Source organism: Phenylobacterium sp. CCH9-H3, from assembly GCF_001557235.1.
In the GTDB taxonomy this organism is placed as follows: domain Bacteria; phylum Pseudomonadota; class Alphaproteobacteria; order Caulobacterales; family Caulobacteraceae; genus Phenylobacterium.
This window is the reverse complement of the sequence record NZ_LSJI01000121.1, coordinates 1-14,856: the sequence shown is the minus strand read 5'-3', so window position 1 is coordinate 14,856 and position 14,856 is coordinate 1. Positions and strand designations below refer to the sequence as shown.

The following is a 14,856-nucleotide window of genomic DNA, read 5'->3' as shown; positions in this document are numbered from 1 at the left end:
CCCTTTTCTACGGCGCGTCGAACGCGGGGTGGAAGCTCACTTCGCCCACGGGGCGGGGCCCGTTCAAGGTCAGGCATTGGAAGGCCCAGGCCGGCCCGCCGGCGTAGTGAAGCCGTAGGTCGTGCTCAAAGCCGAAACGGGCGTAGTAGGCGGGGTCTCCCAGGAGAACACACCCGCCGGCGCCCATCGATCGGAGACGTCGCAGTCCGTCGCGGATCAGGGCCTGTCCTATTCCCTTCCGCTGCCGATGCGGCCAGACCGATACGGGTCCAAGCCCGTACCAGCCGCCCGACCGTCCGTCGATCACGACCGGCGAGAAGGCGACATGGCCGGCGATCTCAGCCCCGTCGGTCGCCACGAGGGAAAGGGTCAGCGCGCCTGCCGCCCGCAACGCATCGATGACTCCAGGTTCGGCGCCATCGCTGAACGGCAAGCCCGCGAACGCGGCCTCGGTGAGGGCGTGGATCGTAGTCGCGTCTTCGGGACGCTCCAGTCGAAGTCGAATTTGCATGCTGATGAGCCTGTAGAGAACCGGGGGCGCAGCCGGCGAACCGGCCACGGTCGCCGCGGCCGTTGCAGCTGTCGTGAGGTGTCTCGCGAGATCGAGACGCTCAGCAGGTTCCCGCAGTCTCTGACATGCGCCTTGGTAGCGCGGACCGGCCACAAGGTACAAGCACGCGCCGGCGAGCCTCAGGCTTGCATCTCGCGATGATTTACATTTGTAATGCGCGCGGACCAGCGGAGCCGAGAGCATGCCACGGCGCGTCATCTGCCTGAGCGCGGCCATACTGGTGGGCGGGTTCGCGAGCCTGGGGCAGGCCGAACCGCCGAGCGGGCAGACGCCGCCGTCCGCGGATGCGCTGCTGGCCTATGCCCGCCCGCAAACCCTGGTCGCCCTCCCGGACGGGCGACGGCTCAACCTGTACTGCCTGGGGGAGGGGCGGCCCACGGTGATCCTGGACGGCGGCCTGGGAGAAAGCACGCTGACCTGGGCCAAGGTGCAGCCGGCGCTCGCCAGGACGACCCGGGTGTGCTCGTACGACCGCGCCGGCTATGCGTTCAGCGACCCCGGACCGTTCCCTCGCGATGCGCAGCACATCGTCGCCGACCTGCAGCAGTTGGTCAGGGCGGCCGATCTTGCGCCGCCCTATGTGCTCGTCGGGCATTCGCTGACGGGGCAGACCATGCGGCTGTTCGCCAGCCGGGAACCGGCGAGCACGGCGGCCCTGGTGCTTGTGGATCCTGCGCTGGATTACGCCCAGCGTCGCGCCGCGCGGGTCTCGCCGGCGGTCGGCGCCCTCATCGGCGAGGGTAAGGCCAAGTCCGATGGGTGCATGCAAACCATCGCGGCTGCCAAGCCGCGGGAGGACATGTTCAAGGCCTGCGGGGGACCGCCGCCGAAGATCCCGGGCTATCCGGAGGCGCTGAACGAGGTCTTGGCGGCCATGTACCTCGATCCGGTGTTCGCCCGCACGGGCATCTCCGAGGCGGAGAGCATGAGCGCCGTGAACGCCGACCAGATCGCCGCCGAGCAGCGCGCCTATGGGCCCGTGCCGCTCGTCGTGCTTACGGCCACCCAGCGCGGCGAGGCGGACTCGCCGGAGCTGTGCCAAGACCTGCAGAAGGTCTGGCTGGCGGCGCACCGCGAGATCGTCGCTCTCTCGTCGGAAGGGCGGCTCGTCGAAGTGGAGGGCGCGGACCACGGCATGCAATACGGCAAGCCCGACGCCGTGGTGGCGGCGATCGAAGACGTGGTTGCGACCGTGCGACGGGGCAGGCGGTAGTCCACCGGTCGGAGCGGCCTTTTGACGGCCCGCGCATAGGCGGACATCAATGGGAGCGAACGTTCAGAACGCGGACCGACTGGGGTGTCGATCGATGGCCCGTCTTCTCACGACCCTGCTGGCCGCGCTGCTCGTCGTGCTGGCGACGCCGGCGTCGGCGTCGGCGGATGGAGCCAAGGCGGCTTCCACCGCGGCGGCGCCGGCAAGCGATGCACAGATCGAGCGATGGCTTCGCTTTCGGATCGAGCGGCAGAGGCTGGGGACGGGCGGGGTGGTGGCGATTCTGCGGCCGTCCGGCCGCAGCCTCATCGCCTATGGGCCCAGCGACCGGGGGCGGGCGCGTCGGCTCGGCGGGGATTCCGTCTTCGAGATCGCGTCGCTCTCGAAGGTGTTCACGGCGCTGCTGCTGGCCGACTTCGTCGTCGGCGGGGACGCGCGGCTGGAGGACCCGCTCGCGAAATATGTGCCGACGGGCGTGACGGTCCCGCAGTTCGACGGCGCCGCTATTACGCTGGCGGACCTGGCGACTCACACCTCAGGGCTTCCGCTCCGGCCGGGCAACCTGGAGGGCGCACCGGACAGGCCCAACAAGTACGCGGGCTACAGCTTCGCGCAGCTCTACGCCGACCTGCCGAACCATGTGCTGACCCATGCTCCGGGCTCGCAATTCCGCTATTCCAACCTTGGCGTCGCCTTGCTGGGCCAGGGTCTGGCGTTCAGGGCGCAGGAGCCCTTCCCGGAACTTCTGCGCAGGCGCGTCACCGGTCCGCTGGGCCTTGTCGACACTCACTTCGGCGACCCGCCGGAGTGGGCGGGTCGGCGCGCGCAGGGGCATGACCCGGACCTCAACGCCGTGGTCGCGTCGGACGATGGGGTTCTCTCTCCCGCCGGCGGGCTTCGTTCGACGCCGAACGATCTCCTGCGGCTGATGGAGCTGTTCCTGACGGGCGTGGGGCCAGGCGAGCTGCCCGCGGCGGCGCGGCTGATGATGGAGGTCGATCGGCCCGGCGACGATGCGAACACCCGCATGGCGCTGGGCTGGCGACGGACCACGATCCACGGCGAGACCTACTACTGGAGCCACGGCAGCGGTGACGGCGCCCGAACGTTCATGGGCTTCAACCCCGCGCGGCGCATCGGCGTCGTGGCCATCGCGGACGCGGCGAGCGGCGCGGGCCTCGACGATATCGCCCGAAGGGTGCTGGATCCGCAGCAGGACGTCGACCTGAAGGTGACGCCGCGGCGGCGCGAGATCGCCGTGCCCGCGGCCGCCCTGGAACGCGTGCTCGGAACCTACGAATACGCCGCGGACGATCGCCTTCAGATCAGCCGTGGGGAGACGGGGCTCATCGTGACGGCGGGGGCTGGGCAGCTTCTCATCGTTCCCCAATCGCCGACGCGGTTCTTCTCCAAGTACGGCGGCGACATCCTGTTCGATTTCCCGGGGTCGGGGCGGTCGCCTTCGCCCACGCTGGTGCTGCGCCAGGACGCTGAGACGTTCGTGTATCGCCGGGTCCCCTGAGCCGCCTGTTCGCCTCGGCCTGTGAAGACGGCCCGATCCGGACGCGGCCTCGGCGCCGAGCGCGCGGCCAAGGCCGAGCTTGTTCAAGCCTTCTTCACCATTCGCCGCTCCCATGCGGGGGTCGGGGGACGACTCGTTGAGGGTGTGCGAGGTTGGCCTTGCGCACCGTCGGAGCCATGTTCCCGTGATGCCGGACCAGTCAGCGCCGCATGCCCTGATCATCGAGGACGAGATGATCATCGCCCTCGAGGTCGAGGACCTCCTGCGTGGCCTCGGGTATCGAAGCTTCGACATCGCCGCCACGCCGACCGATGCGGTGGAACAGGCGAGCCGGCATCGTCCCGACCTGATCACCGCCGACGTCCGCATCCTGGAGGGGACGGGGATCGAGGCGGTCAGGGCGATCACCGAGCGGCTGGGCGAGATCCCGTACTTCTACGTGACCGGCAATGTGGACATGCTGAAGGGCGAAGGGGTGGCGGTGGTGGAAAAGCCGATCAGCCCGCAGGCGTTCGCCAAGGCCTGCGCCGCCGCCGTGCGCGGCAAGGGCGACGCCTAGAGCCGGTATTCCTCCGCGCCGTCCGCAAGGGAGCCGCCGGGGCCTTCCTGCGCCTCGAGGGCGCGGTTGTGCCAGCGCATGGCCTCGTCGATGAGGCGGCCGCGGTCGCGCATGTTGTCGGTGGCGGCGGCGAGGCGAAGCAGGGCCTCGGCCTGGCTGCGATACTGATCCTCGGACGACATCGAACTCGCTCCCCAAGGTGGCCCCGGCCGGCGGCCAGGGCGATGGCGTGTCCGACGATACGACTCGCGCCGCGATGCGGACGCGATGACGGAGAGCCGAGATCGCGACCACTTTGTGGCGGCGCGGCAGGCCGGAAAGTTCAACGCAAACAAGGAGCTTAGCCATGGTCGAAAAGCCACGGACGGCAGATGAGGCCAAGGCGCGTGCGCGCAAGAAGCCGCCGGCGAGGGCCAAGGCCCCGCAGGTGCGCTACGGCGCCAAGATCGCCGCGGACATCTGCGAGCGGCTGGCGAAGGGCGAGCCCTGGAGCAGCATCTGCGCGTTCGAGGGGATGCCGTCGTACACCACGCTTTACGCCTGGCAGGACAAGGATCCGGCGTTCGCGGAGGCGGTGGCGCGCGCCCGGCTGCAGGGCGCGGACGCCTGCGCCGACGAGGCCCTGACGGTCGCGCGGGCGGCCACCAAGGAGACGGCGCCGCAGGCCCGGCTGCTGGTCTCGACCCTGATGCGCCGCGCCGCGCTGATCGCGCCCAAGGCCTGGGGCGGCAAGGCCGAGAAGGAGGCGCGGCAGACGCCGGAGCGCGTGGAGATCGTCTTCCGCGCGCGCCGCTTCGAAAAGGTGATCGGCCCGGACGGCAGGGCCTTCGTCCGCGAGCTCAAGCCGGAGGGCGAAGCGTGAGGGCGGGGCTGAAGGTCAAGGCCGAGGCGGCGATGGCGGCCCTGGCGGCGGCGGAGGCGGGCGGCAACGCCCTGCCGTTCGACTGGGAGCCCCGGCCGCACCAGGTGGACCTGTGGGAGGCGCTGATGGAGGGCGCCAAGCGGGCGGACGTGGTGGCGCACCGGCGGTGGGGCAAGGACGAGGTGGCGCTGCATTGGGCGGCCTGGTCGGCGTCGAACCGGCCCGGCACCTACTGGCACCTACTGCCGGAGGCCGCCCAGGGCCGCAAGGCGATCTGGGACGCGGTGAACCCGCACACCGGCCGGCGGCGGATCGAGGAGGCGTTTCCGGCCGCCCTGAACCCCGCCTTCCGCGAGGCGGAGATGTTGGTGGAGCTGGCGAATGGCGCCACCTGGCAGGTGATCGGGTCGGACAACTACAACAGCCTGGTGGGCTCGTCCGCGGCAGGCGTGGTGATGTCGGAGTGGGCGCTGGCGACGCCCGAGGCCTGGGCGCACATCCGGCCGATGCTGCTGGAGAACGACGGCTGGGCGCTGTTCCTGTGGACGCCGCGGGGGCGGAACCATGCGGCGCGGGCGTTCGAGAGCCGACGGGACGACCCGGCGTGGTTCTGCCTGAAGTCGCCGGCGACGGAGACGGACGTGTTCACGCCCGAGCAGCTGGAGCGGGAGCGGCGCGAGCTGATCGCCGAACTTGGCTCGGTGGAGGAGGGCGAGGCGCGGTTCGCCTCGGAGTACCTGGTGGACTTCGACGCCGCGGCGCCCGGGACCTACTACGCCAGCCTGCTGGCCGAGGCGGAGCGCGCGGGGCGGGTCGGCCGCGTGCCGGTGGACCCGTCGCTGCGGGTAGACACGGCCTGGGACCTGGGCATCGACGACTACACGGCGATCTGGTTCTTCCAGCAGGCCGGCCGCGAGGTGCGGGTGATCGACTATTTCGAGACCAGCGGGGAAGGGCTGGAAGCGGTGGTCCGGCGCGCGATCGGCGGCAAGCCATATCTGTGGGGCGCGCATCACCTGCCGCACGACGTGATGGTGCGCGAACTGGGGACCGGGCGCTCGCGCTACGACACCCTGGGTTCGCTGGGGTTGTCGCGGATCAGCGTGGGGACGCCCACGGATCCGGAGGAGCGCGTCAACGCCGCCCGTCTGATGATCCCCATGTGCTGGTTCGACGCCGAGCGCTGCGCCGGCGGCCTTGAGCGGCTGCGCAACTATCGCAAGCGCTGGAACCGGGCCACGCGCAGCTATGCGGGTCCGCTGCACGACCGGGCCAGCCACGGCGCCGACGCGTTCGGGGAGTTCGCGCTGAACCGGCGGGGCGGGCCGGAGGCCGCGCCGCGCCCCGGCGCCCGGGCGACAGCGGGTGCGCTGTCGTGGATGGGCTAAGTTAATCCTGCTTCGTTAAGCGGCGTTAAGGGTGTTGATCTTAAAGGTGAAATGGTCGGGGGACGGTTAGGCGGCAGGAGGCCGCGGATGCCCGACTTCGCGCGCCAATTGATCGACCTGATGGAAGCCCGGCCCTTCGAAAGCGTCGGCGTCCTGATCGTCGTGGTCTGGTACTGTCGCCTCATGGCGTCGGGTCCCCGCTACCACTGACCTGCAACCGAACGGCCCCGCTCCGCATTGCCGTCGCAGGCGAACGGAGGAGAAAGCCATGAGTGGAGTAGGGATTATCGGCGCCATCCTGATCGGCATCCTGGCCGGCTGGATCGCGGAGAAGGTCATGCGGCGCAACCACGGCCTCCTGACGAACCTGGTGGTGGGCGTGGTCGGCGCGTTCCTGGGCAGCTTCATCGCGACCGCGCTGGGTATCGGCACGGGCGAAGGGATCATCCCGAGCCTGCTGGTGGCTACGGCGGGCGCCATCCTGCTGCTGTTCATCGTCGGCATGTTCCGGCGCCGGAGCGCGTAGACCTACGGCGCGCATCGCGGCCGTTGACAGTCGTTGTTACAAATGTAAGCTGACATTGCTACGTACGTAATAACGACGGGAGGCCGCGATGCGGACCATGGAACTGAAGACCTTCGGGACGGGTGCGCTGGGCGCGGTCGCCGCGGCTTTGACGGGCGGCGCCGCGTGGGCCCAGGCGCAGCCGGCCTATACCGTGGTTCCGGCCTCGGAGCGGCTGACCGTGGGCGGCGTCTTCGCCGACGCTTCGGTGGAGATGAAGCTGGTGATGCTGCTCCTGCTCGCCGCGGCGGCGGCGTCGGTGGTGGTGTGGGGCATGAGCCTGGGCAAGGTCGGCAAGGCCGACGCCAAGGGACTGGCCGGCGCGCTGGGACGGTTGCGGATCGTCCGATCCGCCGGCGTGCCTCTGGGCTGCCTGGCCGCGGCCTACGTGATGTTCGCGAGCTTCATCGGAATTTCGAACGTGCGGCCCGTGCCGAGCCTGACCGTGATGGCGCCGGGCCTGGCGGAGGCGACGCTGGCGATCATGCTGGGGCTGCTGGCGACCACCGTGGCGGTGATCTGCGAGCGGCACCTGGAAGGGCGCATACGCCGCGCGGCGGCCTGAGGCGGCCGTGGTGGCCAAGCCCGCCGCCGACCGGCGCATCTCGGAGGCCGAAAGCCAGGTCATGACCGCCGTCTGGGACGGTGCGGACGCGGGTGGCGGGGGCGCGGGCGTGGAGCAGATCCTGGCCGGCCCGGGTGCGGCCAACGGCTGGGGCGAGGCCACCGTCCGCACCCTGATCCACCGGCTGATCCGAAAAGGGGCCCTGAGGTCGGAACGACGCGGGGCCGGCGTGGTCTATGCGCCACTGCTCAGCCGGCAGGACTGGGTGACCAGCGAGAGCCAGGGCCTGCTGGATCGCCTGTTCGGCGGCCAACTCGCGCCGCTGGTCGCCCATTTCGCCCGCGAGCGGGCGCTGGCCCCGGAGGACCTGGCGCGGCTGCGCCGGCTGGTGGCGGAACTGGACGCCGACGACGAGGACTGAAGCTTGTCCGCAACGAAGCGGAGCAAGCGGCGCCACGGCAAGGCCGTTCGTGCGTTGAAGCACGCATGAGCATCGACAAGACGTTCGCGGCCCTCGCCAACCGGACCGCCCAGGCGGCAGGCAGCCCCTGGACCTTTTGCGCCTGTCTGGCCCTGGTGCTGGGGTGGGCGGCGAGCGGGCCCGTGTTCAAGTTCTCGGAAACCTGGCAGCTGGTGATCAACACCGGCACCACGATCATCACCTTCCTGATGGTGTTCCTCATCCAGAACACCCAGAATCGCGACAACGCCGCGATCCAGGCCAAGCTGGACGACCTGATCCTTTCATCGAACGCCGAGAACGCGTTCATCGGCATCGAGAAGCTGACGGACAAGGAACTGGCGCGGCTGCAGGCGCGATGCGAAGCGCGAGCCAAGGCTCACGAAGACGCGCATGGCCGGGTGATGAAGGAGATCGAGCGGCGGGGAGAGCAGGGGAAGGCCAAGCCCCGCAGCCGCAAGTCGCCCGCGCAGCGTCCTGCGGCCAACCGCAAGCGGACGACGCGAAAAGCTGCCTAGCCGGGCGGCGCGACGACAAACCGAAGGCGGCCCGCCCGATGGCCACTCGATGGGTCCGGGCCGGCGCCACAGGGTAGTGGCGTCAACCGAAAGGAGTTCCTCCATGATCCGCAAGGCGAACGCGATTTGGCGCGGAACGGGACGCGACGGGACCGGCGCGCTGAGCTCGGGATCCGGCGTGCTGAGCGACACGCCCTACAGCTTCAAGACGCGGTTCGAGGAGGAGCCGGGGACCAACCCCGAGGAACTGATCGCCGCGGCCCACGCCGGCTGCTTCACCATGGCGCTGGCGTTCGCGCTGCAACGCGAGGGGTTCACCCCGCAGGAGCTGTCCACCGAGGCGGCCGTGTCGCTGGACCAGGACGGGGCGGGGTTCAAGATCACCCGCTCGGCGCTGACCCTGCGGGCCAAGGTCCCCGGGCTGTCCGACGCCAAGTTCCGCGAGGTGGCGGAGGCGGCGGAAAAGACTTGCCCGGTCTCGCGCGTCCTGAACGCCGAGATCACGCTGGACGCGCTGCTCGAGGACTGACGAATGTGTTCGCGTTTTGTTCTTGACATTCGCGCGCGAATTTGAGAGAGTTCTGTCAGGGTTGATTACTGCGCCTTGGCTCCCGTCGCTGCGGAGCTGAGCGTCGGGTCGGCCCTCTCCCACATCCTGATCGCCGTGGTCCGAAGTGGCCGCCTTCACTCGCGCGCGCCTGCGTCGCGGGCCTAAACCTATGGGGCCTAAGCCTTTGCCCGACCAAGATATCCTTAAAGAGGCCCGCGCCGCGTTCCAGCTGGCGGCGGACGCCGAGGCCGAGAACCGGCGCGAGGCGCTGGACGACCTGCGGTTCGCCCGCCTGGGCGAGCAGTGGCCGGAGCGGGTGCGGCGCGACCGGGAGATGGAGGGGCGCCCCTGCCTGACCATCAACCGGCTGCCGACCTTCATCCGCCAGGTGGTCAACGACGCGCGACAGAACAAGCCGGCGATCTCGGTGCACCCGGTGGACGGGGCGTCGGACCCGGAGACGGCGGAGGTGTTCAACGGCCTGATCCGCCATATCGAACAGAGCTCGGATGCTGAGGTGGCCTACGACACCGCACTCGACTTCGCCGTAACGTCCGGCGTCGGCTATTTCCGCATCAACACGCGCTATGCCGGCGACGACGGCTTCGACCAAGACATCGCCATCGAGCGGGTGGCGAACCCGTTCTCCATCTACGGCGACCCCGAGAGCACCGCAGCCGACAGCAGCGACTGGAACACCGCCTTTGTGGTGGACACCCTGCCGCGCGCGGCGTTCGAGGCGCGCTGGAAGGGCGCCGAGGCCGTCGACTGGGACGGCGAGGACTATGGCCGGCTGGGCGGGCCCTGGCTCGACGGCGACCGGGTGATGATCGCCGAGTACTGGCGGCGAGAGCGGACGACCCGGACCATCCTGGCCCTCTCGGACGGCCAGGCGATCGAGGAGGGGCTCTACAAGGCGCAGAAGGCGATGTTCGATGCCCTGGGCGTGAGGCCCGTCGGCCGGCCACGGCAGACGGCGAGCCACCGGGTGACGCAGCGGATCCTGACCGGCGCCGAGGTGCTGGAGACCGTGGACTGGGCCGGGCGGTTCATCCCCATCGTGCCGGTCTATGGCGAGGAGCTGATGGTCGACGGGCGCCGGCGACTGCGCAGCCTGGTGCGGGACGCCAAGGACCCGCAGCGGATGTTCAACTACTGGCGCACCACCTCGACCGAACTGGTGGCGCTGGCGCCCAAGGCGCCGTTCATCGGGCGCAAGGGCGCGTTCGAGACGGACTCGGCCAAGTGGGCGACGGCCAACGTCCAGAGCCACGCCTACATCGAGTACGACGGGCCCGAGCCGCCCATGCGGCAGGGGTTCGCCGGCGTGCCGGCCGGGGCGCTGCAGGAGGCGATGAACGCCGCCGACGACATGAAGTCGATCATGGGCCTGTTCGACGCCAGCCTGGGGGCGCGGTCGAATGAGACGTCGGGCCGGGCGATCATGGCCCGGCAGAGGGAGGGCGTTTGCCGATCGGCCTCTTTACCGGGGAGCAGAAGACCGGCAGCGAGAGCAACCAGGGAACGAGCAAGACGACGGGCACGACGGTCGAGGCTGGCGTCAGTCATCCGAAGTTCGGTGCGAAATGACGACGCAGTCGGAACGGCTCGCCGCCCTCGAACAACGGCTCAGCGATCACGAGTCGCGCTGTGAGGAGCGGCTCGCTGAAATCAAGGCGAGCGTGGCCTCCACGCTCAAGGCCGTGGAAGGGCTGAAGAGCCGCGCCTGGGGCGTGGCGGCGGCCCTGCTGGCCTGGGCCCTGGCGCAGCTCTGGAGCGCCAACGCAACCCGGTTCGAGCAACTTGAGGCGGCGCGTCCCGCCGCCATCGACGTCGCGACGACGCGCGCCGCCCGCGGCTGAGCGGCGCCTTTCAGGACCAAATTAGATGACGACAAAGCTCACAGCGCACTTCGCGCTGGAAGAACTCGTGGCCACACAACATCGCCGCATCGACAACCGGCCGCCGCCCGCTGTGGTGGAGACGCTTCGGGCCACCGCTGTGCGGATGGAGGAGGTCCGCAAGCTGCTGGGCGACAGGGTGATCACCGTCTCCAGCGGCTATCGCAGCCCGCCGCTCAACCGGGCGGTGGGCGGCGCGCCGAGGTCGGCCCACCTCACCGGCCATGCGGTCGATTTCAACTGCTATGGCTTCGGTAAGCCCAAGGCGGTGTGCCGTGTGCTGGCGGCTTCGAGCCTGGCCTTCGACCAACTGATCGAGGAGGGGACGTGGATCCACATTTCGTTCGATCCGCGCATGCGCCGGCAGGTGCTCACCAAGCGGCCGGGCGGCGGGTACGTCCTCGGCCTGCAAGCCAACGAAGGAGAGGTTCAATGAAACGCATCTTGCTGGCCGCGGCCGCCTTGAGCGCAGGCGCCTGCAGTCCGTTGTCCGCCATCACCGGGGCGCCCGGCCCAAACAGCCACAACGAAACGCTGCAGGCCCTGGGCGAGCACATCGAGAAGTGCGATCGGCACTATCAGGGCGGCCTGGGCCTGGGCGCCAGCTTCACCTTCAACATCGACTGCAAGGCCCAGCCGCCCGCGAACTAGCCGCCATGCGCGAGGCGCAGGACGAACGACCGGACGTCGGTGGGCCAACTGACGGCGCGGGCCTCCAGGTCCTGAAGGTCGCCGGAGAAGAGGGCTCTGCTCGCCTCTTCGAACCCCGGCAAGTCCCCCGCGAGCGCGGACATCACCCGATAGGCCGCCTCGCGCGCCGAACGGATCCGGTCGGGCCCGGGGTCGGCGCGCCGCGCATCCTCCACCAGCCGGCGGAGCGCCGCCGACGCGCCGCCGGGCTGGCCGGCCAGCCAATCCCAGTGGCGCGGGAGAAGCGTCACCTCGCGGGCGACCACTCCGAGCTTCGGACGGCCGCGGCCCGGCCGGGCGGTGGGCTTGGCGGTTCTTGCGCGATACTCGGCGACCGCCGCGGCGGCGCCATGGCGCATGTCGAGCTCGACCGGACGCCCCGTGGCGTCCTCGAAGACCTGAGGCAACGAATCGACGTCAGCGTTCTTCGCCAGGGCCTCGGCGACCGCCTCGATAGATCCCGCCGCGGCGAGCCTTTGGCCGGTGAACGCTGTGAAGGTCGCCGAGTCTTCCATGCGAAGACCGCCGTAAATCGCCGTCATACAACGGTCAATATAACCCGGGCGAAAATCATCACGCTCCGCGCAGCGGCGCGTGTTGGAGCAGGCGCAAGTCCGCGCGCGCCGCTGACAACTTCGGGAAATCGCGCCGGTCGCCGCCGCATAGATCGAATCCAATCCTGCCTTAGCTGCGCCGCCGCACCGGCGCCCGTCTGCGTGAGGTCGCAGGATGACCTGGGCTACGCCGGGGAAACTACCGCGGGGCGCGTCGATTCCGTCTCCGCGCGCTGCTGTACAGGCTTCGCCGCGCGGGTGAGGTTGTAGGCTGAGTTGATCAGTCCCACGTGTGAGAACGCCTGGGGAAAGTTGCCGCACATCCGGCCGGCCTTCGGGTCGTATTCCTCGGCGTAGAGGCCCAGGTCGTTGCGGACGGCCAGCAGGCGCGCGAAGAGCGCTTCGGCGTCGTCGCGGCGGCCCAGCATCAGCCAGGCGTCCACGAGCCAGAAGCTGCAGGCGAGAAAGGCCCCTTCGCCGGGCGGCAGGCCGTCCTGCGCGGTCTGCGTGTCATAGCGCAGGAGAAATCCGTCCCGCAGCAGGTTGCGCTCCACGGCCTCCACCGTGCCTCGGAACCGCGGATCGTCGGCCGCGAGGAAACCAACCTCCGCCAGCAGCAGCAGGCTCGCATCGAGTTCCGGGCGACCATACGCCTGGACGAAGGTGTTCCGCTCAGCGTCGTAGCCGTGTGCGCAGATGCTCTCGTGCATGCGCGCACGGAGCGAACGCCAGCGGTCCAGATCCCCGTCGAGACCGAACTGCTCGGCCGACCTGACGCCTCGGTCGAGAGCGACCCAGGCCATCACCTTCGAGAACGTGAAATGCTTGCGGCCGCCGCGAACTTCCCAGAGGCCTTCATCCGGCGTGTCCCAGGTGGCCTCGACATGTCTCAGCAGCCCCCGCTGGACCGCCCAAGCCGGCTCGCTGCCGGGGAGGCCGCCCTTGCGACCCTGATGTAGGGCGTCCATCAGCTCGCCGTAGACATCGAGCTGGAACTGGTCGTGCGCGGCGTTGCCGATCCGCACGGGACGGGACCCCTCGTATCCGGGCAGCCAGTCGGCGGTCCACTCGGTCAGTCGGCGTTCGCCGGCCAGGCCGTACATGATCTGCATCTGGTCGGGGCTGCCGGCGACCGCCCGTAGCAGCCAGTCGCGCCAGGCCGCAGCCTCTTCCAGGTAGCCGGCGTTCATCAACGCCAGCAAGGTCAGGGTGGCGTCCCGCACCCAGCAGAAGCGGTAGTCCCAGTTGCGCTGGCCGCCAATCCGTTCGGGGAGCGATGTGGTCGGGGCGGCGACCACGCCGCCGGTCGGCGCATGGGTCAACGCCTTGAGGGTGATCAACGAGCGGCGAATCGCATCGCTGTGCGGCCCGGTGACGTCGCCTCGCGCGGCCCACTCGCGCCAAAAGGCCTCGGCCTCGGCCAGCGCGGCGGCGGCGTCGATCGCCGCGGGCGGCGGAAGATGCGAGAGTCCGTAGGCCAGGACGAAAGGTATGGATTCGCCGGCGCGCACGGTGAAATCGGCAACGGTCGTCATGTCGTTCGGCGCAAGTTTGATGGGCGTGCGCAGCACCACCCGGTCCGGCCCGGCGACCGCGCTGAGCCCGCCGTCGTCCAAACGTGTCACCCAAGGCAAGGTCCTGCCGTAACCGAAACGCAGGATCAGCTCGCAATTCATGTCGACGCGCCCGTGCAGACCCGTAACCAACCGCACGAGGTCGGAGGCTGCGCCGCGTGGGGGCATGAAGTCGGTCACCAGGACGACGCCCTCGTCGGTTTGGTGCCGCGTCTCCAGGATCAGGCTGTCGGGCCGGTAGCGCCAGGAGGTACGAACGCCGTCCGCGGCCGGGGCGATCTTCCAGCGCCCGTTGGCTGGGTCGCCGAGCAGGGCGGCGAAGCAGGCGTCGGAATCGAAGCGCGGCCAGCACAGCCAGTCGATCGAGCCATCGAGCCCCACCAAGGCGGCAGTCTCGCAGTCGCCGATCAGAGCGTAGTCCTCGATGCGACCCGCCATCAGCCGGCAAAACCGGCATCGAGGGAGCGCCTAGTTTCAACAGCATTCGCGCGTTCGATCGGAGAGGTAGTGGACCGCATGCCGCCTCCAGGCCCGTTCTCGCTTGCACACCAACGAGCAAGCGAACGGATCGCTCCGTGAGTTCCGATCCCACTCCGCCCTTCCGCGCCGCGTTTCAGCCTTATGCGTCCAAGCACGGCCCGACCCATGCGCCGCCGAAAGGATCGCCTTCGCCGGCCGGCAGTCACCGTTCCTCCCGCAGGCGTGATTTGAGCGGCAGATTATCTCGTAATACGATGTATGTGTGATCGCCGAGAGCAAAGTTCGACGATCGCGTCTCTCCCGGCATGAGGGCCGGGCGCTCCCATCCCGGTCCTCTACCGCCGCGGCGTAGGGTCTCCCGCGCGGCTGGGCTCCTCCGCTGGGGCCGCCGTACGGCGTTGCGGCCGGCGCCGCCTCGATATGAAAGGAGAAGGACTTGTTCCGGCAGACCCGGACCCGGGCTTCTGCGACGAGCAGATCTGACCCGCGGGCCGGTCAATGGATTGGAGGCGCCGGTGACGGCTGACGCCCTTCATCACGGGCCTGCGCACCGGTCGCCTTTCGACGATCTCCGCAAGCGCCGCCGAATGAGTCCGGCCCTGGGCGGCGCGCTTGCGGTGGCGCTCGGCGTCCACCTGGGCCTCGGCGTCTACCTCTGGCAGGCGCGCTTCGAGCCGCAGTACCGCGACTACGTCGAGGAGTCCGTCACGGACGTCCGCCTGGTCAAGCCCGTTCCGCCGCCCCCGCCACCACCACCACCCGAAGCGAAACCGCCGCCGCCAAAGCCGCGGACGCCGCCGCGTGTTCAACCCCGGCCGCCGAAGGCCGTCGCGCCGCACGCTCGGGATAGTAGCGCGCGACCTCTTCGCCCGTCGGACGGCGAA

Annotated in this window: 19 protein-coding genes and 1 pseudogene; 16 read left to right on the top strand and 4 right to left on the bottom strand. The window is 69.7% G+C overall.

Features of this window, described 5'->3' with window-relative positions; genetic code table 11:
* Nucleotides 1-7: 7 nt before the first annotated feature.
* Complete coding sequence (locus AX721_RS12180; RefSeq protein ID WP_197422543.1) at nucleotides 8-511, bottom strand: GNAT family N-acetyltransferase; 504 nt, start codon at nucleotides 509-511, stop codon at nucleotides 8-10.
* A gap of 241 nt (nucleotides 512-752) precedes the next feature.
* On the opposite strand from AX721_RS12180, the gene AX721_RS12175 reads away from it, so the two are divergent.
* The 3 genes from AX721_RS12175 to AX721_RS12165 all read left to right on the top strand — a co-directional run bounded on the left by AX721_RS12175 (nucleotide 753) and on the right by AX721_RS12165 (nucleotide 3,865).
* Entirely contained in the window at nucleotides 753-1,784 is a 1,032-nt protein-coding gene (locus AX721_RS12175; protein ID WP_068876279.1) for an alpha/beta fold hydrolase, read from the top strand.
* A 94-nt stretch (nucleotides 1,785-1,878) separates the two neighbouring features.
* Entirely contained in the window at nucleotides 1,879-3,306 is a 1,428-nt protein-coding gene (locus tag AX721_RS12170; protein ID WP_068876278.1) for a serine hydrolase, read from the top strand.
* A gap of 187 nt (nucleotides 3,307-3,493) precedes the next feature.
* Nucleotides 3,494-3,865: a response regulator gene (locus tag AX721_RS12165; protein ID WP_068876277.1), complete on the top strand. Its 372-nt coding sequence runs from the start codon at nucleotides 3,494-3,496 to the stop codon at nucleotides 3,863-3,865.
* Here AX721_RS12165 and AX721_RS12160 read toward each other — a convergent pair.
* Nucleotides 3,862-4,047 carry a hypothetical protein gene (locus tag AX721_RS12160; protein WP_068876276.1) on the bottom strand — a complete coding sequence of 62 codons (186 nt, stop codon included), beginning with the start codon at nucleotides 4,045-4,047 and terminating at the stop codon, nucleotides 3,862-3,864. The genes AX721_RS12165 and AX721_RS12160 overlap by 4 nt on opposite strands.
* Nucleotides 4,048-4,211: 164 nt before the next feature.
* On the opposite strand from AX721_RS12160, the gene AX721_RS12155 reads away from it, so the two are divergent.
* From AX721_RS12155 to AX721_RS12105, 12 genes are all read left to right on the top strand, one after another.
* Nucleotides 4,212-4,727: a hypothetical protein gene (locus tag AX721_RS12155; RefSeq protein ID WP_068876275.1), complete on the top strand. Its 516-nt coding sequence runs from the start codon at nucleotides 4,212-4,214 to the stop codon at nucleotides 4,725-4,727.
* Complete coding sequence (locus tag AX721_RS12150) at nucleotides 4,724-6,115, top strand: hypothetical protein (protein WP_068876274.1); 1,392 nt, start codon at nucleotides 4,724-4,726, stop codon at nucleotides 6,113-6,115. The genes AX721_RS12155 and AX721_RS12150 overlap by 4 nt, the downstream gene beginning before the upstream one ends.
* An 87-nt stretch (nucleotides 6,116-6,202) precedes the next feature.
* The gene (locus tag AX721_RS28590; protein WP_255355308.1) at nucleotides 6,203-6,325 is read left to right on the top strand and encodes a hypothetical protein; all 123 of its coding nucleotides are present in this window, start codon (nucleotides 6,203-6,205) and stop codon (nucleotides 6,323-6,325) included.
* A gap of 58 nt (nucleotides 6,326-6,383) precedes the next feature.
* On the top strand, nucleotides 6,384-6,641 hold the full coding sequence (locus tag AX721_RS12145; protein WP_068876273.1) for a GlsB/YeaQ/YmgE family stress response membrane protein: 258 nt from the start codon (nucleotides 6,384-6,386) through the stop codon (nucleotides 6,639-6,641).
* Nucleotides 6,642-6,729: 88 nt separating this feature from the next.
* Nucleotides 6,730-7,245 (top strand): hypothetical protein, encoded by a 516-nt coding sequence (locus AX721_RS12140; protein WP_068876272.1) that lies wholly within the window; start codon nucleotides 6,730-6,732, stop codon nucleotides 7,243-7,245.
* 10 nt (nucleotides 7,246-7,255) lie between these two features.
* Nucleotides 7,256-7,666, top strand: coding sequence for a BlaI/MecI/CopY family transcriptional regulator (locus AX721_RS12135; RefSeq protein ID WP_231733213.1), 411 nt, complete (start codon nucleotides 7,256-7,258; stop codon nucleotides 7,664-7,666).
* 65 nt (nucleotides 7,667-7,731) lie between these two features.
* Nucleotides 7,732-8,223, top strand: coding sequence for a low affinity iron permease family protein (locus tag AX721_RS12130; protein WP_231733211.1), 492 nt, complete (start codon nucleotides 7,732-7,734; stop codon nucleotides 8,221-8,223).
* 103 nt (nucleotides 8,224-8,326) lie between these two features.
* Complete coding sequence (locus AX721_RS12125) at nucleotides 8,327-8,752, top strand: OsmC family protein (RefSeq protein ID WP_068876271.1); 426 nt, start codon at nucleotides 8,327-8,329, stop codon at nucleotides 8,750-8,752.
* Between the two features lie 205 nt (nucleotides 8,753-8,957).
* Nucleotides 8,958-10,427: a portal protein gene (locus tag AX721_RS12120; protein WP_068876270.1), complete on the top strand. Its 1,470-nt coding sequence runs from the start codon at nucleotides 8,958-8,960 to the stop codon at nucleotides 10,425-10,427.
* A gap of 28 nt (nucleotides 10,428-10,455) precedes the next feature.
* Entirely contained in the window at nucleotides 10,456-10,635 is a 180-nt protein-coding gene (locus AX721_RS12115; RefSeq protein ID WP_068876269.1) for a hypothetical protein, read from the top strand.
* Between the two features lie 25 nt (nucleotides 10,636-10,660).
* Nucleotides 10,661-11,110: a D-Ala-D-Ala carboxypeptidase family metallohydrolase gene (locus tag AX721_RS12110; RefSeq protein WP_068876268.1), complete on the top strand. Its 450-nt coding sequence runs from the start codon at nucleotides 10,661-10,663 to the stop codon at nucleotides 11,108-11,110.
* Entirely contained in the window at nucleotides 11,107-11,325 is a 219-nt protein-coding gene (locus tag AX721_RS12105; RefSeq protein WP_068876267.1) for a hypothetical protein, read from the top strand. The genes AX721_RS12110 and AX721_RS12105 overlap by 4 nt, the downstream gene beginning before the upstream one ends.
* On the opposite strand, the gene AX721_RS12100 is transcribed toward AX721_RS12105, so the two are convergent.
* Both AX721_RS12100 and AX721_RS12095 read right to left on the bottom strand, forming a co-directional pair.
* Complete coding sequence (locus tag AX721_RS12100) at nucleotides 11,322-11,879, bottom strand: DUF2239 family protein (RefSeq protein WP_068876266.1); 558 nt, start codon at nucleotides 11,877-11,879, stop codon at nucleotides 11,322-11,324. The genes AX721_RS12105 and AX721_RS12100 overlap by 4 nt on opposite strands.
* A gap of 224 nt (nucleotides 11,880-12,103) precedes the next feature.
* A complete protein-coding gene (locus AX721_RS12095) occupies nucleotides 12,104-13,930 on the bottom strand; it encodes a glycoside hydrolase family 15 protein (protein WP_068876265.1) in 1,827 nt (608 codons plus the stop codon).
* A 629-nt stretch (nucleotides 13,931-14,559) separates the two neighbouring features.
* On the opposite strand from AX721_RS12095, the pseudogene AX721_RS28320 reads away from it, so the two are divergent.
* Nucleotides 14,560-14,856: pseudogene (locus AX721_RS28320) on the top strand (hypothetical protein); the annotation flags it as partial.

What these genes read in the sequence shown, in the direction of transcription:
- AX721_RS12180 (WP_197422543.1), bottom strand. Translation starts at nt 511, where the DNA reads ATGCAAATTCGACTTCGACTGGAGCGTCCCGAAGACGCGACTACGATC.
- AX721_RS12175 (WP_068876279.1), top strand. Translation starts at nt 753, where the DNA reads ATGCCACGGCGCGTCATCTGCCTGAGCGCGGCCATACTGGTGGGCGGG.
- AX721_RS12170 (WP_068876278.1), top strand. Translation starts at nt 1,879, where the DNA reads ATGGCCCGTCTTCTCACGACCCTGCTGGCCGCGCTGCTCGTCGTGCTG.
- AX721_RS12165 (WP_068876277.1), top strand. Translation starts at nt 3,494, where the DNA reads ATGCCGGACCAGTCAGCGCCGCATGCCCTGATCATCGAGGACGAGATG.
- AX721_RS12160 (WP_068876276.1), bottom strand. Translation starts at nt 4,047, where the DNA reads ATGTCGTCCGAGGATCAGTATCGCAGCCAGGCCGAGGCCCTGCTTCGC.
- AX721_RS12155 (WP_068876275.1), top strand. Translation starts at nt 4,212, where the DNA reads ATGGTCGAAAAGCCACGGACGGCAGATGAGGCCAAGGCGCGTGCGCGC.
- AX721_RS28590 (WP_255355308.1), top strand. Translation starts at nt 6,203, where the DNA reads ATGCCCGACTTCGCGCGCCAATTGATCGACCTGATGGAAGCCCGGCCC.
- AX721_RS12145 (WP_068876273.1), top strand. Translation starts at nt 6,384, where the DNA reads ATGAGTGGAGTAGGGATTATCGGCGCCATCCTGATCGGCATCCTGGCC.
- AX721_RS12140 (WP_068876272.1), top strand. Translation starts at nt 6,730, where the DNA reads ATGCGGACCATGGAACTGAAGACCTTCGGGACGGGTGCGCTGGGCGCG.
- AX721_RS12130 (WP_231733211.1), top strand. Translation starts at nt 7,732, where the DNA reads ATGAGCATCGACAAGACGTTCGCGGCCCTCGCCAACCGGACCGCCCAG.
- AX721_RS12125 (WP_068876271.1), top strand. Translation starts at nt 8,327, where the DNA reads ATGATCCGCAAGGCGAACGCGATTTGGCGCGGAACGGGACGCGACGGG.
- AX721_RS12110 (WP_068876268.1), top strand. Translation starts at nt 10,661, where the DNA reads ATGACGACAAAGCTCACAGCGCACTTCGCGCTGGAAGAACTCGTGGCC.
- AX721_RS12105 (WP_068876267.1), top strand. Translation starts at nt 11,107, where the DNA reads ATGAAACGCATCTTGCTGGCCGCGGCCGCCTTGAGCGCAGGCGCCTGC.
- AX721_RS12100 (WP_068876266.1), bottom strand. Translation starts at nt 11,879, where the DNA reads ATGGAAGACTCGGCGACCTTCACAGCGTTCACCGGCCAAAGGCTCGCC.
- AX721_RS12095 (WP_068876265.1), bottom strand. Translation starts at nt 13,930, where the DNA reads ATGGCGGGTCGCATCGAGGACTACGCTCTGATCGGCGACTGCGAGACT.